This is a genomic window from Heliorestis convoluta (genome assembly GCF_009649955.1).
In the GTDB taxonomy this organism is placed as follows: domain Bacteria; phylum Bacillota; class Desulfitobacteriia; order Heliobacteriales; family Heliobacteriaceae; genus Heliorestis; species Heliorestis convoluta.
This window is the reverse complement of the sequence record NZ_CP045875.1, coordinates 992,098-1,008,667: the sequence shown is the minus strand read 5'-3', so window position 1 is coordinate 1,008,667 and position 16,570 is coordinate 992,098. Positions and strand designations below refer to the sequence as shown.

The following is a 16,570-nucleotide window of genomic DNA, read 5'->3' as shown; positions in this document are numbered from 1 at the left end:
TCTTCCTTTTTAGAGATAACCACTTTAGAAATAACCACAGAGACACAGAGGGCACAGAGGTTTTTTTTATTTTTTATTTTTTTCGATCATGGATATGGCGATTTGGGCTGTTTCTTCGGCTTTGGTTTTGAAGTGTTGGGCCCAGTGGTGGGCTTTTTGGGTTTCTGCTTCGTAGTGGGTTGTGATTCTTTCGGTTTCTTGGATTAGGCTTGGCCGGTGAGGGGGGTTTCTTGGTCTCCGAAGACGGGGCGGTTCGTTTCTTGGAGGAAGCCTGTTACTTTGGGGTCGTAGGAGATGCCGATGATGGGGATGCCGAGTAGGGTGGCGAACATGAGGGAGTGAAGTCGTACGCCGATTAAGAGTTGGGAGCGGGCGATGACGCGGAGGGCTTGTTCGAAGTGAAGGTCATCGGTGATGGCTTCTGCGTTGGGGTGATCGAGGTGGCGGGTCATTTCCTGGGCCATGGTGACGTCTTCGCCGGCGTGCATGGGGAGGAAGGTGACGCGCCAGTTCTGTTCTAGGAGGTGTCTGGCTAGTTCGAGGCAGGCTTGTTCGGCTTGGCCGCCGCTTTGGAAGGGGCGGAGGCTAAAGACGGCTTCTTTTCGCGCTTTTTGTGTTGTTGGTGGTTGTTGTTGTGACGGGGATGGGGATGCTGGTGATATGCCGTTGCTTTCTTGCGCCTTGTTGCGTTCTAAGTCTTCGATCGCTAGGGGGTACAGGGCGAAGACGGGGTCGCCTGTTACTTTCATCATGGGCTTGTTCACGCCCATTTCTCGGAGCCGCTCGGCCGAGGCGATGTCGCGGAGGGTGATGATGTCTACGTCGTTGGCGATATGGCGGATCAGGCTTTTGCCGAAGTTGCCTTGTACGGGGCCGATGCCTTGGGCGTAGAACATGACTTTGCGCTGCATGCGGTTGGCGAGGGCTACGATGAGCAGGTAGTAGGGAATGGTGAGTTTGCCCGTTACGTCCTGGAGCAAGCTGCCGCCGCCGCTAATGACGAGGTCGGCTTGGCGGAGGGCTTTGAGGACGGCATAGGGGTTGTATCGATATATGGCTTGTACGTCGTGATCGCGCACAGTGGCCTCCGGTTTGCCCGAAAGGACGATGATTTCTATGTTCGGTCGCAGGCGCCGCAAAGAAGCGATCATTGCTCGCAAAAGGGCTTCGTCGCCTGCATTTTCATAACCGTAGTAACCGGAAAGCACTATCGTCGCCACGCCATCTCTTCTCCTGTTATAACATCCAAATCTAGCCGTATTTTAACACGTATGGGGATGGCTTGCCAACCCGTGGTCGAGTTGGCAAGGTTTTTTATCGCGTCCGCTCTAAGAAATTAAAGATAATGGTCGCTGCTTCGGCTCGGGTGGTGTTGCCATGGGGGTCAAAGACATTGCCGGGTCGTCCTTGCATGATGCCCGCTTGGAGTACTCTAGCGACGTCGCTGCGTATGTGAAGAGACACTTGGTTCCAATCTCGCAAGCTTTCGGGGCTCATTCCGGTGCTGTACGTTGTTCTTCCTTGCAAGGTTCTTCCTGTCCAGGCAGCCATATCTTGTCGAAGTATGGGGCTGTTGGGGTGGAAAGAGCCCGATCTTTCGGTGATGATGCCTCTTTGCAGGGCTATTCTTACAGACCCAGCATACCAGTCATCGGATCGAACATCGCTAAAAGGTGCTGTTCCTGGTAAGCTGTAGACGCTTCCTGTGGCATTGACCAGCAAGGTGATAAATTCAGCACGGGTGATGATGCGATCCGGTTCGAAGGTTCGATAGGCTGTACCGCGAATGATGCCACGTCGAGCCATTTCTTCGATTTGTGGACGAGCCCAGTGGCCGATGATGTCTAAGAAAGGAGCGGCGGCCTCATAGGGGTTTTGATACCCGAAGTGAGGCGCGTAGCCAACGGGCGATGAAGAGGGCGCAAAGTAGTTGGGGGGATAGCCCGCAGGGAAATAGGTTGGTTGAAGAGGAGAGTTATATTGGGGATAGATAGGATAAGGGGAAATGGGGGTGCTGCCATGAGGTTGACCCATTCCTCCATAGTTGTTCCACATTCCTGAAGGCACTTCAAAAAGTGCAAAGCGACTAAAGCGCGTGACTTCTGCCGTTATCGTTCCGCTGGCGAGGTCGACAGTACTCGGTACTTCTTCCCAGGTGTTCCCGTTTTGCCGAAAGATTTTCAAGGAAGTGGGATTGGAGAGTTGACTGCTTCGAAAAGAGAAGGTCATGAGAACGGGTTCACTGGAAGAAAAAGAGTTAATGGTCGATCCGCTTCGTGATGATAGGACATAGCGTACTATATCGAATTCTAGAACGGGGCTAACGCGGACTCTACCGACAGGTGCTCCAGCAACGCCCTGTGCTTCGCGTATTGCTACAGCCACGCCACCGGAAGAGGTGCCTCGGCGAAGCCAGCGGGCTGGGATGCGCAGTTCTACTTCGTCTGTGTAAATTCGTACATGACCTGTTCCATAGTCGCTGAGGGCGTTATGGGGAAAGGCAATGATGCGATTCATCGATGTATTGATAACGAAGTTAGAGCGGCGATCAATGTCGCTGCGAAGAATGATGAGTACGTCTCTGCTTTCAAAGTATTCGTCTAAGGCATCGTCGATGGCGTCAGCGATGCGCACTCGTTCGGTGCTACTGCCACTGCCGACTCGACTGTCTGTGCGTGCTGAAGCGGTTATGGATCTGGCGCCTTCTCGGTAGGGGTTCAGTCCGTCGCGATTGCGATAGGCTCTTAGGTAGCGTTGATAGAGCCTGCCTTCTTCTAAGCCTGTTTCCCGGTAAAAAGTACGATCCGGTTCAATTCTCGCGAGCAGGTGGCCTGCTTCATCGTATAAGTTAAAACCGTTGTGACTAAAGGAATTGTTGGTCCATTCCCAGAGGATTTCGTTGTAGTCGGTGGCATAGCCTCGTAAGTTCGTCGGTGGCGCCAAGGGGTCGACGAGAAAAGTTTTCACAGGTGTTGCGCCAATGGGCTGGTCATTGTTGTCAATGACTTCTACGGCTAGATCGTAAGTACCGTCAGGCAATGTTAAGGTATGGTGCCGCGGTGCGGTGCGAGGGAGTATGTTGCTGTGCAATGGGACGCCCGTGCTGTTGTTGCGACTGTTGGTAATACGGAAGCCTTTGATCTCGTTGGGTCCGCTGTAATTCCATTCTATTTTCACCTGGTTGGTGCCGACGATGGTGATATTGGTGATGTCAATGGCGATGGGTATAGAGGGCGTCGTAGGTGGTGGATTGGGGTCTGGATCGGGCGTTGACGGATCCGGGGCAGGCGGTTGTACTTCTAGATTCTCACTTACATAGAAGGTTTTGCATTCGCTACCGTTGCAGAGGACAATGCGGATGTCGGGCATGGTTGTTGTGTTAAAAATGTTTGCAAAGTTTCTAATCAGATCATTAAGCCGTGTGTAGTATTGCAGATAACTGGCTGGATCGTTGGGCAAGCCTTTTGCCGGATCCCAGGCTAGGACGAGATCGCTAGGAGAGGCATTGATGCGATTTCGCTCTGTTGTATCGATGACAAGAAAGGGTCTTACCCCGTCAAAAAGAACGAGATCGATAACACTGAGATCGATGGTAGCGAAATTCAGGTTCGAGACAACGACGTATAGGCGCAGGTCATTGTTTTGGGTTGAGGAAGGATTGGCTTCTGCATCCACGAGGGCACCTGGGATGGTGAAAGCCAGTGCGAGTGTCAAAAGTAGGGCTATGCATAGTGTGGTGATGATTTTTCCTTTCTTTTCCCACTTCTGGTTCATCCCTTCCCTCCTCCTTTCTTCTTATCTTCTGTTCTTTCTTCTTTTATTTCATTAATAGTAATCGTGCTTCAAGGTATGTTGCAAAAAGCTGATCGATTGCATTAAGACAGTGGCAGCTTCGGCACGTGTCATTGTGTCTTGGGGTCGAAAGTATCCGTTGTTGCCGGTGAGGATTCCGAGCCGCTGGGCTACGTAGATTGATTCTCGTGCCCAGGGGCTAATGTGGTGATCGTCGAGAAAGGTCATGGCAAAAGGAGCCGATGGTGCCAGCGATGTAAGACCTAGACCTCGGACGATTAAGGTGGCTGCTTGTTCTCGTGTTAGGAGTCCGTAGGGGTCAAATCGCGTTGCACTGACCCCTGCCATGATATTGGCGGCATAGGCCAGGCGAACTTCGTCATGGCCTGTTATGGATGGTGTAATGTCGACAAAAGGCATGGCGTCAGCTCTTGTTCTTTGCCTGGGTGTACCGGTGGCGCCGTCGTAAGGTCGGGTGCTCGAAGGGCGTTGGGCTGTTGTTTGCCGGACTGCTTTTTCACCTGGTAGAGGCAGGTTGGGATAGCCGGCTGTGTAGGCGATCATGCCTGAGGGGCCTTCCGGTGCAATGACACCGAGAGATTGCACGAAAGCTCGTGCGAAGTCAAGCCGTGTAATGGGTTGTAGTGGACCGAAGTATCCTTCTGGTTCATCCCAGGCTTTGACGCCTGCGAGAAGGTTGATGGATGACTCAGCCCAGTAGCCGCGTACATCTTGGTAGTTGGGCACGTACATGCGCTGAATGCGTGGTGCTGTCTGTAAAGCCCAGTGATTGCTACCTAGGTTACGGAAAGTGTTGTTATTGTTGCTGTTGGTAGTTAAGGGTAAGTCATAGTGGGTTCGTATGGAGGAGCTGCCTTGCTCGCTGATTAGGTAGCCGCCGCGAAAGCTGATGTGGGTGGGATCGTTGCTCTGGTAGCTGATGGTGCGGTCTGTGGATAAGTTGGTGGTGTAGTCGACGATGCCATCCCAGGCGGTCATTCCCGAGGCGGCGGCTACGGCCTGGTTGGGACTGTAACGTAGGATCTGGGTCATTTGTTGTTTTTCGGACCGGCCCCAGTTGTTGTCGTAGCCAACGGTGTGACCGGAAATTTCTACGGTCAGGCGACCTTCGTTGCCGTTGACGCTGTAGATCTTACGACCTTCCCAGTTGCCGCTGTAGTAGTTGACGACAGGGTGCTTGTCGATGATGACGGATTTGGAAAGGCGTCCGTCTTCCAGCTTGAAGGTCACACCGTCGAGCTGCACCGTTTCGGTGATACGATCAATTTGGGATGTACGAACCACTTGGTTGTGATCTTCCCGCTGCGCTGCCATTTCTACATAGGTGACAGAGCGCCGAAGAGAGTCCTGTCCCGAGGGGTCGGTGAGGGTATAGGTAAATCGTGTTGTTGTTGTATCACCCCGTCCGGCGCTGATGTTGACGACGACTTTGCCTTCCATTCGTAGGGGGGTGCCATTGAGGTAGACGTATTCAATGTAGTCATATTCATTGGCGATGCCGCCTTGCAGAGGCAGATGGCTCGATTCACCAAAGGCAATGCCCGGGAAGGCGACGAGTAGCCATGATAGTAGTAGGGCCACGGCAAGGACGGGCTGGATCTTATGCTTTTTTTGTTGCTTTTCGTATTGCTCTTTTTCCTTCATGGATACCTTTCTTTCGTGCATCGGCTCTGTCTCCCTTATTCTTGCCTTTATGGAATCAGGATGTAGTAGGCTTCTTGACGGCTGGGATGGCGTATAACCATTATCTCCATGCCACTGTTAAGACGGTCAAAGTGGCTTCTCGTTTTATTCTCTATAACAATGGCTCGCTGTGCCCTCAGGGTCAGACTGTCAGGGTTTGTCGTCCAGCGACGATCTTCATCAGACCAGTCTCGGATGCTGCTGATTCGGATTGTTCCTGCTGCTCTATCGATGTTGTCAATGCGAGCTAAGGAAGTTCTTTCCGGTGGGTTCTGGGTTGTGTACGGCGCTGGTGCATAAAGGTTTAGCGTGACGATATGACCATCTTGAATGTAGGCGTAGATATGATTGTGGTTGTATTCGCCATCTGTTCCGAGGATCATAAATTCGCTAAGCGGTATGGTTCTTTCGGTGAGATTGCTACGGAAGTCCTGAATGAGGCTATTGCGATTGGCTTTGATGGTGATGGTTCTGTTGCCTTGCTGATAGGGCTCCCAGCTGTTGTTACGGTAGCGGCTGTAGAGAACGAGTTCAATGGAGCTATCGTTGTTGATTCTCTTGATAGTTCCTTGGACGGGGCCGTCGTTGCTTGCTACGACTTGGACAAAGTCTCTTTCTACGACCAATAGTGCAGCGCGGCTGCTGGTGGCTTTTTCATCCATGTAGGCCATGACGGCGTCACCTATTTCTAGGTCATGCAAGTCAACGAGGCGACCGTTGCGCAGCACGATGGTTGTGCTGTCTGCGGTGAGGTCGATTTGATTGTGGTGCAAACTGACGGTGCCATCATGAGGGCTTACGATGGTGATGCGATCATGGACTGTTCTTCCCTGTCCTTGTAAGACAACAAAGCGATTTGCTTCGAGTTGTCCAAATCTTTCTTCTGCACTGAAGATCACTTGCTGCCCTCGGGCGCCTTGTAAGAAGTCCTGCTTCGCTACGGGTCGACCTTGTATGGAAAAGTCTTGGATGTTCCGCAGTTGTACTGTGATCCGATCTGGGTTCGCTGGGTTTGTAGATGGTGCTGTGGGAGAACCGGCTAGGCGCGTAACGCTGCTGATGGTGGCCACTTCTGTTACAGGGTTGATAAAGGCAAGGGTACCGATGTATACGCCTGCAATGAGGCGATTGGTCTCGGCGATGTCTAGGCGCGTCACTTCGAGACTGCCGTATTCTGACATGCGCAGCGTAACGGGATCACCCATGCCTATGTCGCTCCGTGAAAGGATCTGTTGGCCTTGGCGCACTTGCAGGGCTGGGGAAAAGGGGTAGTAAAGCTCTCGGCCCTGGTTGTCAACGATGTGGATGCCTTGTTCGGTCAGGTGGCGCACTCTGCCTTGTTGGGTGAGGCTATGTTCTGGTACGGCGCCTGCTATGCCTTGGGGCATCATCAGTTCTGCTTGCAAGTGGATGATGCGGTCACCGACGGCTTGACCGGTGATGAAGGTTCCGTTGGGAATGTTTTTTAATGGTTGGGGTAAGCCGTTGACATCGAGACGGTAGGCTGGCGCAATATAGGCTTGGCGCAGTTGACCACTGAGGTCTTGGTAGAAAAGGCGTCCCTGGCCGTTCCCTTGGTTGTTGTTTTCTGGTGCTTCATAGCCCATGAGTAGACCTTCCATGGTCGTTGTGTTGGTAAGGACGCGGCCAAAAAAGATCGGCATAGGCTCTGCGGGGGTTTCCGCTGTGGGATAGCGAAGGGGGTAGAGTTCGACTTGATCACCCCGTTCTAGCGCAACGGTAAGGGTGGGGCCATTTTTCCATAGGGCTACGTTGGTGCCTTGAGAGGCGCCTGGTTGGGATCCCTGGACCTTTAAGGTGATGGCTTCACCGGCAGGTCCTACGAGGTAAATCTGTCGTTCTGCTGGTGCGCCTGGGCCAGCGCCAATTCGCTCTGTTTCAAAGACGCTGGCGATAAAAGGGGCACGCCCTTGTAAGGCAGCTGCTTTGGCTATGCTATTTTGAACGATCGTGGCGCCTTCTGCTCGAGTCATGGGGCGATTGGGATGGAGGGAGCCAAGGCCATTTTGGAAGGTGCCACGAATGATCTCTTCTTGGAGGGCTGCTTCTATATAAGGGATTGAATCTGTTGCTACTTCTGGCCAGTCTCGAAAGTTATAGATCTGGGCTTGTTCGGGTGGGTAAATCGGTGGTATGGCCAAGGCTTTGACTGTCCATAGGGCCATTTCTTGGCGCGTAACGGCTTCCTCCCAGTAGGGGTCTTCGACTGCTGCGTTGTAGGCGTTGCTAAGGGGGTCAAAGAGGGCTTGATCTTTGGCTTGTTGGATTAGACGATCGCTCCAGGTGATACGTGGAAGGTTTGGCGGCGATTGGGGTTCTTGGCTTTGGATGGGGGCCATCCATTGGGCAAGGTGGGCGATGGCAAGTAGGGCGTCGCGCCGCGTCAGGCTTTGGTCTGGGTTGACATTGCCCTGGTTGTCTGCTTTGAGAGCGCCGAAGACGCCGGCTGTGAAGAGTGCTTCTGCGGCCCAGTGGTTGGCGCTGTCGTTAAAAGTGCCATTGCGTAGTAGGCTCTGGGCCAGAGGTGTTCCTTGTAGTTGTGATGGTAGAAGGGTTGCTGGTTGTTCTGGGGCTGCTTCCCCTTTCGTGATTCCTAGCTGGGCGAGGGCTAGAAGGGTAAAAAGGCAGGCTAGTATGCCTGCTTGGAGTGGTTTTTTGGGCTTTGTCCGTTCTTTCATGGTTAGTACCTACCTAATTTTGCTTACTTGGTTTGGTTCGTGACGTAACCTTGTGGTGGGGGCAGGCGTTTATAATTCCTTCCGAACGGACTCATCCCACGCCATGGGCGGCAGCAAAGCTGCCGATGGCTGGGGTCTGAAGTCCTCTCTCCAGGAATTATAAACGCCTGCCCCAGGTACTTTTGCTTTTGTTGTAACTTTTAAAAGACCCTCTGGGACTGGGCGTACGGCTCGGCTTTTGTTGTGATTGCTTCTCGTGGGTTAGTCGGCAAAGATTGTGTAGAGGCCGGCTCTTGTGATGGGGGCTGAGAGGGCGATGGGGTCGGCGTAGCTGTTTATCTTGATCCAGTTGCGGTTGGTTCCGTCGTACCAGTAGAGGTTCGGTTGTCTTCCAAAGGGTAGGTTCTGGTAGTTGAGGGTGAGGGTTATTGGTTGTTGGTAGATGGCCGGTGTGAAGGTTGTGGTGCCTCTGTCGTAGGTTATTTTGAATTCGTATAGTGGGGCTAGGGGTTGGCGGTAGCGGTTCTGGAGGAGGATGCGATCGGCTTCTACGCCGCTGACGATTTGGACTTCAATGGTGACGTGGCTGTCGGTCAGGTATGTGGCGTTGCTTTGTAGGGCGCCTGGTGGTAAGAGTACTTTCCATGGGCCGTTGTCAAGCAGTACGGGTGAGGTAAAGTCTTGGGCGGCTGGGGCGAAGGTGATTGCTTTGACGGCGGCGGCTCCTAGGTCTCCTCGGCGCAGGTCATAGTAGCTTTCGGCATTTTGTCGTAGGAGCAGGCGTAGGCCACCGGGCATGGTGATAATTTCTTGTTCTGGTTGCGCGAAGCCTTCCCAGCCGCTTTCTCGGGTTGTGGTGGCGGAGACGGCTTCTGAGAAGGGTCCTGTGCCTGCTGCTGAGATGGCTCGAACGCGGAAGTAGTACCGGGTTTCTGCTTTGAGGTTTTTGACGAGGATGTAGAATTGATCATTGGGAAAGTCTGCTGCTTTTACAAGGTCATACAAGCGGAAGTTGCCTTGGTTGCCTTCGGAGATTTCGACTTCGTAGGCTGTGGCCATGGCAATGGCGTCGTTCCAGGTGACTCGTATGGTGCTTCTATCGATGGCTCTGGCTAGAATCTGGGGCGCTTCTTCTGGTAAGCCGCCGTCTTGGTAATAGGTAAAGCCATTTTGCAAGGTATATGATTCGTTGTTGCTGTTGGTAATGGTGATGTTGACGGTAATTCTTGTCTCGTTGTTGGGAATAGCTGGCCCACGGGGAGTGACTAGGACAATTTCGTGGGGTCGAATGGAGCGAATCTCAGCTTGTGCGTTGCCGAAGGTGACTCGTGCATTGGGGGAAAAGCCTCGACCGTGCAAGACAACGAGAGTACCGCCGCTTTGGGGTCCGCTGGCCGGTAAGATTCCTTCGATGATCGGCATGTCAGCATAGGTAAAGGCTTGTGGAAGGATGCCCTGGGATCCATCGGGGTTGATGACAATGATGTCGACTTTTCCAGCCTGCTGCGGTGGAACAACAACGGTAAGCTCTAGAGGCGTTACTCTCGTTACAGTGGCTTCTAGGGTGCCGAAGAAGACGCGTGGTATCTGACCGTCTTTTTCTATAAAGCCGGGAGAGCCAAGTTGTTGTGGTGTATTGGCTGTGATGCGTGATCGAAGGGTGACGGTAATATTGCCTTCTAGGGGCGAACGGTCTGGTGTGATGGAGCGCAGTTGTAAGTTGCCGACAGGGCGCGTGTAGGTAAAGCCTTTTTCTATGACATGGCTGGTGCAGTTGTTACGGTTGATGATGATAAAATCTATTTCTTGTTCTTCGACGCCTGATCGGAGGGGGTACTCTGGTACGACGACTTCCCAGATCCAGTCTTCCTGTAGGGTATCGGCGTGTTGGATTAGTCGTACTAGTTCTTGTTCTTGGTTTCTCGCTGGGTCAACGGGGTAGTTGACCGGTGTTGTTGTGTTGGGCTTGACGACGATGCCACCAAAGGAAAAGGATGGCCATTGGGTTTTGTCGGTCCAGTCGATGAGGAAGTTCGTTGCGGTAACTCGGATGACAGTACCACCGATGGCTGAGGCTTTTTGGGGCTCTATGGCCGTTATGGTAGGCCCTTCTTCGTCTCTAAAGAGGCGGAAGCGTTCGGTCCACTGCACGCTTTGTCCATCGGGGTTGAAGATCCGGATGGGTATCCAATGCGTGGATGGGTTGTCGGGATCATAGAGGTTATACGTAGCGTTGCCGTACATTTGGGGCACTCGTACTTTGTAGATGCTTCGTCTTGTATCAGGCTGGTAAGCGAGTTCTATGATGTTGTCTTCGCCCTGGCCTGCATAAACGTCAAAAGGTCCATCGCCAGGTTCGCTCCGGCCGGGAACGTCTTGGCCAAAGCGAAGGATCATATCGGGATGCAGGTCCATGCCGGTGATGTAAATGTAGGGTCTTTCCTCGCCGCTCAAGGCTACGTCGGCGCCGCAGGGGCTAATGCTTTCAATTCGCGGGACGGTGCGGGTGATTGTCATGGGGCTTGAGGCGATGGCGCCATCGGATCGTAGTACTTGCAAGCTCACGAGGCGCGATGTTTCGTTGGTTGGAAAAAAGTTTTTGTCAAAGGGTGGTGCTTTTAAGATAATGCGGTCGCTTGTGGGTGGGCTTTCAAGAAGGGCTGATTTTTGAGGATCCGTAAAGCCAAAGTCGATTTCTTTGCCTCCGATAATGACGCGAGGCCACTCTTCTCGGTTCCAGTCGGCTGGATTGGTGCCTGTTGATTCTGTGCCAGGTACGAAAAAGAGAGAGCCTTCGATGACGATTTTCTGACCCCCTACGGAGCGTAGCGTTGCTGGCGGTGCGGCGTTGTCATCAATCCAGATATTGGAGATAGCAGGGGTGCCGGCGATGGTACCGCTGCGGTATTCAAAAGGCGCTGGTGTTGAGCCGATGGCTCTGCTGTCAGGGTTGACGATGGTAATGGGGTACTTGCCCGCTGGTAGGGGCGGCATTTTGAACATGAGGGTTCTGTCGTTGGGCGTGGCGTTAAATTGAGTGACTTTGACGCCACCTACGTAGATTTCTGGTCTTGTGCCAAAGCCTTGACCGGTGATGATGACATCAGACATGGGCAGTCCTGATCCGGCGGCAGGTCCAAAGGCAGGAACGACAGGGTTGACTGTCATTATGGGGGTTATATAGAGATCAAAAGGCGACCAAGCGGCTGTGTCATCAGAAAATTGAAGGAAAATGGTCATGTCTTTGCGGGCCTCTGGGATGTTCGGCAAAGGAAAGGCAATGAGTTCGTTGGTGTGAAAGTAGTCGATCCCTTCTATGGGCAAAGCAGTGCCTTCTTCGCGAGGAAAGACTTCAAATTCATCGATGTAGATGTTCGTAAGTACCCGCCCTACTCCGGTGGGCTTGAAGTTTTCCCCTTTGATATAGATAAAGGGCTTCTCATCGGATCGAGCTGGGCCAAAGCGAGGGGCTATGTCTGTGATTTGGGGCTCGTTGCCTCGCGGGCGTATGATGATGATCGTCTTTGTTGGTTTTGCGGCTGTGCCGTCGGGGTTGACGACGATAATAGGTACTTCTCTTGCGTCTTGGAATCCTTCTATGAACTGTTGACTGACTGACTGAAACTTCAGCCGCTCGCTACTAATATAGGAGAGCTTGGCGTCTGATACAGGGAAAAAGCCCATGTATACTCTTGGTTTCATGTCTAGGGATTCTTGAAAGTTTTGTCCTGTAATCATAATTGTTTTGTCGTTGCTATTCTGGACGATTTCCGGTGTGAAAAAGTCAATGACAGGCCGCTCGCTTTTGCGGTCTACGATCTCTAGTGCTTGTGGCAAGAGGACTTGTTGGCCGTCTGGGTTTTCAATAAGTAGATCGACGTAAACGGAAGGGCTGATAGTGAAGATCGAATCAGGAATGAGGCGTTCTGGATCTCCTGTTATGTTGGTCGTTAAGTCGGGCAAACGAAAGGCAAGCTCTGTTGATAGCTTTTCTGGTGTGAATATGTCTTTTGCGGGCACTTCTCTTTTTCTAGGTTCTTCGGCGCCTACTGCGTATTGGATAAAGACTCTAGGCACGAGCCATTCTTCCATGTTCGTTTCACTGTTGATGCCTTTGGAGACGCGGTAGAAGTCCTGGCCGTTTTTCAGCCTGATGATGTGACCGCCACGGATGTCAAGGACGTCGGTCGGTGTTTCGACGACTTCTCTGAGTCTGACTCGATAGTCACTGACCAAGGCGGGGTCGATTCTCCAGGTGGACCAGTTTCTTGGGTCTCCGCGGTGCGGTAGTGTGGGAAAGTCAGGCACCGATAAGAAGCGGAAGCCACCGACGATGTGGGCAAATGCGTCTTCTTGGATCAGTTCGGTTCTTTTCGTCTTGTCTTCGTCTTTGGGGTCGCTGGTGTACTGGACTTTCTCTGTTGCCGTGGCGACGCTAATGCCTGTGCCGTTGGTGACTTTGATAGGCCATTGGCCTGGTTGGGCTGCTAGTTGGGGTGTGTTCCGTAAGGTTACAAGCATACGTCCTACGGCACCATCGATTTGGAGTATGTCGTCAGCCGTTGCTGGGATTTTGTAGTCGCCGATTTCTACAGATGTTACGCCTTGGACGAAGTTTCTTCCCATAATTTCAATGACAACTTCCTGGGCATTGCGCTCTACGGCTCTTGGTGTTTTGCCTGGTTGGTCTATTTCGATGCCGTTGACTGACAGAACATTGACGCTTTGGATCTCTGGAATGCTTTCGTCGGAGTAGAAGTAGACAGGTGTGTCGACTTGGGATCTGCCGTAGCGGCTCATGATCCAGAGGGGGACGGGTTCGTTGAGGGGTACGTTGTCTAGGTCTCCTATCGTTATGACAATGCGGTTGTTACCTGAGTTTGTACGATCTATTTTGGCGATGGCGCCTTGGTTTTCGTAATCTCCGACTCGCACTTCGATGTTATCTCGATCGAGGGCGAAGGCGTTGTGGTTGCCGAATATTTCTATGGGCGCGTTGTCTCCTCTTTTGAGCCAGATCTGCCCTGCTGTCATGGGTCTGTTGACGTAGAGGTAGTTGTTGTCGCGATGGTAGGGATCGGCCCAGAGGGTGACGGTGAAAGGTAGGGAGTATTCACGGTCACTGCGCAGGATTGTTGCTGAGGCTGTTTCTCTTTTGGTGGCGATGGTACGGGGGATGCGGGCGTACCAGTGGCTGATCTCATCGGTATCGACTTGATCGGTCGCTTTGTACATCGGGATCTCTTCGCCTTTGATAAGGAGGGAGTGGTTTCTGGGAAAGTAGTTGTCGCCTACTTTTTCTAGCTGCTTTGCTGCAATGAGGACTTCGACGTAATCACGGGCTGGTTGTATGTTGTTGTCTCTGTATTGGAGTGATATCTCTGTCTCTGCTATGGTATCAAGAGGCTTTGCGGTAATGTTATGGATTATGGGTGGATGGGATGGTTCTCCTTGTAATGAGAACTTGTTTCTTACTTCGGATACTTCTTCGATCAGTGTCTCTACGGGTTGACCTGTTGTGGTTGCTGATTCGTACTTTAAGATGCGCACTAGCTGGATCGCATATTCCTTGATGCTACTTTCTGGTGTGTAGAATTTGATGTAGTTTTCTGGTGCTGTATCGTCTTGGCCTGGCAGCCTTGATTGCTTGGCAATGAAGTTGTCTGCTTCAGCGGAGGGGGTATCGGACTCGTCGTCCGAGGTCAAAACCGTATAGTTAATGGTGCCAAATCGCAGGATTCTTTCTACACTTTCTAGCTGCGCTGTATTCTGAAGGGTCCAGAAGCCGTAGTTATGTAGATAAATGGCTGTTCGCTGATCGTGCTTGGCCCATTGTTGTCCTTCTACAAATAGATGGTTGTTCTCGACGGTGTTGCCATGGTAGTAAAAGATGTTTTCACGGATAAATTGATCACCCATAACCAGCCCTAAATAGGTGCCTGATGCTTGTGTTGCTGGGATGGTTACGGTTCCTTGAATGATGTTGGCGCCTTGTGATGTGACGTTGACGTTGTATTGGCGTGTTAGTGAGGTTAGTCTGATGGTGAAGCGGTTTACGGTGTTGAGATTGGTTCCGCGAATGGTAATGGGAAAGGTGACGCTGGGTCTGTCTTCTTCGATAATAGGTGCTTGGTAGCTAAATTGGGTGACTGTTGGCACGGGGTCCTGGGCAAAGAGGGTTCCTAGGGGCAAAAGGGTTATGATGAAGGTGAGCAGTGTTAGGATTGTTATTGTTTTTTGGAATCTATTCAAGTGGTAGCCCTCCTTCGGCTTTGATAACGCAGGTACTTTTGGTTTTTGCTAATCACTTGAAAAATTTCATCAGCGATGGACGTTATTTTAATCCATTTAGTGCATTATTCTTCTAATCAGAATTGTTCTTCTTAGAGATGCTAAATCCTGTTTTTCTTCTTATTTTTTGCTTTTAAAAAGCAGAAAAGATCATTTATGAGTAGGTAGGAAGCTTACTCGTAAAAGATCTTTTCTGCTTTATTTTGTGTTCTTATAATTGGTTTGTTTTAAGGGTTGTTGATGTTTTTGGTTTTTTATTGGGGTTATATATTGGGGCTTTTAATTAGGCTTTTCTATCGTTTTAGCTGGTTGGCTTGGGAGAGCATGTCGTCGGAGGTTTGGATGGTTTTGGTGTTGACTTCGTAGGCTCGTTGGGCCGTGATCATGGCGACCATTTCTTCGACGATTTGGACGTTGGAGGATTCGAGGTAGCTTTGGGCCAGGGTGCCCCGTCCGCCTTCGCCGGGGATTCCTTCGATGGCTTCACCGGAGGCTTCTGAGGCGAGGAGGAGGTTGCGGCCTGCTTTGGTGAGGCCGGCGGGGTTGTTGAACATGAAGAGGGGGATTTCGCCGCCTTCGGCCAGTTCTCCATCGGCGTTGCCGTCACGATAGGTGATGAGGCCTTCGGCTGAGATGCTGATGTCGTAGGCGCCTTCTGGTAAAGCTTCTACGCCGTCTAGGATGTAGCCGTCGGCATTGACGAGGTTGCCGTCGACGTCGATCTTGAAGCTGCCGTCACGGGTGTAGTAGGGTACGGCTGGGTTTTGTGGGTTGATGAGTTGGAAAAATCCTTGTCCCATGATGGCCATGTCGGTGGGGTTCTCGGTCTGTACTAGGTTGCCGTTGGTGTTGATGGTGGTGATGGAGCTTGATTTGACGCCCATACCGACTTGAATGCCTGTGGGTGTCTGTAGGTTGGCGGTGCGGAGGTTCTGGTAGAGGAGGTCTTGGAATTCGACACGGCTTTTTTTGTAGCCGAAGGTGTTGACGTTGGCTAAGTTGTTGGCGATGGTGTCGATGTTGAGTTGTTGGGCTTTCATGCCTGTGGAGGCGGAGTAGAGGGCACGGATCATGGATTTTTCACCTCTTTTATTGGGTTCTTCCAAGTTCGTTGACGGCTTTGTCGAGGGTGCCGTCTTGGGCTTGGATGGCTTTTTGGTTGGCTTCGTAGGCGCGGGAGGCGCTGATCATGGTGACCATTTCATGGATGGTGTTGACGTTGGATCGTTCTAGGGCGCCGATGCGTAGGCTTATCTCGCCGGCTTCCATGTCTCGCAAGGCTGGGGCGCCTTCTAGTTCACTGGGGCGGTAGAGGCTGTCGCCGGCTTTGAGTAGGGCTGGTGGTTGGCCCATAGGTGGTAGGGCTGGTGCTTCTCCGGCGCGGGCGGCGGCTAGGGCTGCTTCGTCTTCTGGGGGATCGTTGTAGGAGACGAAGCGTAGGTTGTCGATTTCTTCGCCTTCTATTAGGATACGTCCGGCTCTGTCGATGGTAAATTCGCTGTCGGTGGGTATGGTGATGTTGCCGTTTTGGCCTTGCACTTCGTAGCCTTCTTGGGTGATTAAGGTGCCGTCGTTGCGGAAGGTGAAGTGGCCGTTTCTGGTGTAGCGTTCGCCTTCGGGGGTGTTGACGACGAAGTAGCCGTCGCCGATGATGGCGAGGTCTGTGGGTTCGTCGGTGACGGTGACCATGCCGGGGGCTTTGGAGGTATGTATTTCATCGAGGGTGGCTCCGGTACCGAGGCGTCCGAGGGGCATGGGCCTTCCAGGTGGGTTGATGGGGCCGGGGTGGCCTGGCTCGGTGGGGCTGATGTCGTTAACGCGGGAGAGAAGCATTTCAGGGAAGGCACGGAAGATGGCTTGATCTTTTTTGTAGGCGTTGGTGTTAACGTTGGCTAGGTTGTTGGCGATAACGTCTTGGTTCTTTTGTTGGACTAGCATGCCGGAGGCGGATGTGTATAGGCCTCGGATCAAAGTTGGTCCTCCCCCTCCTGGGTTTGAGTTTTAGGTTCGACTTGTGATATTTTGCGCAATTCTGGGGTTTGCGTAATTCTTCTTTGCATTTGTCTCTATAGATAGGTATCGTG

7 protein-coding genes are annotated in these 16,570 nt (G+C 52.1%); all 7 read right to left on the bottom strand.

All coding sequences use genetic code 11. From position 1 onward, the window contains the following. Positions 1 to 203 precede the first annotated feature (203 nt). The 7 genes from csaB to FTV88_RS16220 all read right to left on the bottom strand — a co-directional run bounded on the left by csaB (position 204) and on the right by FTV88_RS16220 (position 16,424). Complete coding sequence (csaB, locus tag FTV88_RS04665; RefSeq protein ID WP_153724618.1) at positions 204 to 1,220, bottom strand: polysaccharide pyruvyl transferase CsaB; 1,017 nt, start codon at positions 1,218 to 1,220, stop codon at positions 204 to 206. 94 nt (positions 1,221 to 1,314) lie between these two features. Next, on the bottom strand, positions 1,315 to 3,774 hold the full coding sequence (locus FTV88_RS04660; RefSeq protein WP_153724617.1) for an S-layer homology domain-containing protein: 2,460 nt from the start codon (positions 3,772 to 3,774) through the stop codon (positions 1,315 to 1,317). 51 nt (positions 3,775 to 3,825) lie between these two features. Beyond that, positions 3,826 to 5,478 carry an S-layer homology domain-containing protein gene (locus FTV88_RS04655; RefSeq protein ID WP_153724616.1) on the bottom strand — a complete coding sequence of 551 codons (1,653 nt, stop codon included), beginning with the start codon at positions 5,476 to 5,478 and terminating at the stop codon, positions 3,826 to 3,828. A gap of 26 nt (positions 5,479 to 5,504) precedes the next feature. Further along, on the bottom strand, positions 5,505 to 8,195 hold the full coding sequence (locus FTV88_RS04650; RefSeq protein WP_153724615.1) for an S-layer homology domain-containing protein: 2,691 nt from the start codon (positions 8,193 to 8,195) through the stop codon (positions 5,505 to 5,507). Positions 8,196 to 8,456: 261 nt separating this feature from the next. Then, entirely contained in the window at positions 8,457 to 14,447 is a 5,991-nt protein-coding gene (locus FTV88_RS04645) for an IPT/TIG domain-containing protein (protein WP_153724614.1), read from the bottom strand. 332 nt (positions 14,448 to 14,779) lie between these two features. Beyond that, positions 14,780 to 15,559 carry a flagellar basal-body rod protein FlgG gene (flgG, locus tag FTV88_RS04640; RefSeq protein ID WP_153726508.1) on the bottom strand — a complete coding sequence of 260 codons (780 nt, stop codon included), beginning with the start codon at positions 15,557 to 15,559 and terminating at the stop codon, positions 14,780 to 14,782. A 16-nt stretch (positions 15,560 to 15,575) separates the two neighbouring features. After that, positions 15,576 to 16,424, bottom strand: a complete 849-nt coding sequence (locus tag FTV88_RS16220) for a flagellar hook-basal body protein (protein ID WP_438266911.1) — start codon at positions 16,422 to 16,424, stop codon at positions 15,576 to 15,578. Positions 16,425 to 16,570: the final 146 nt, after the last annotated feature.

Coding starts and splice junctions, on each gene's coding strand:
- flgG (WP_153726508.1), bottom strand. CDS start 15,559: ATGATCCGTGCCCTCTACTCCGCCTCCACAGGCATGAAAGCCCAACAA.
- FTV88_RS16220 (WP_438266911.1), bottom strand. CDS start 16,424: ATGCTAGTCCAACAAAAGAACCAAGACGTTATCGCCAACAACCTAGCC.
- FTV88_RS04650 (WP_153724615.1), bottom strand. CDS start 8,195: ATGAAAGAACGGACAAAGCCCAAAAAACCACTCCAAGCAGGCATACTA.
- FTV88_RS04655 (WP_153724616.1), bottom strand. CDS start 5,478: ATGCACGAAAGAAAGGTATCCATGAAGGAAAAAGAGCAATACGAAAAG.
- FTV88_RS04660 (WP_153724617.1), bottom strand. CDS start 3,774: ATGAACCAGAAGTGGGAAAAGAAAGGAAAAATCATCACCACACTATGC.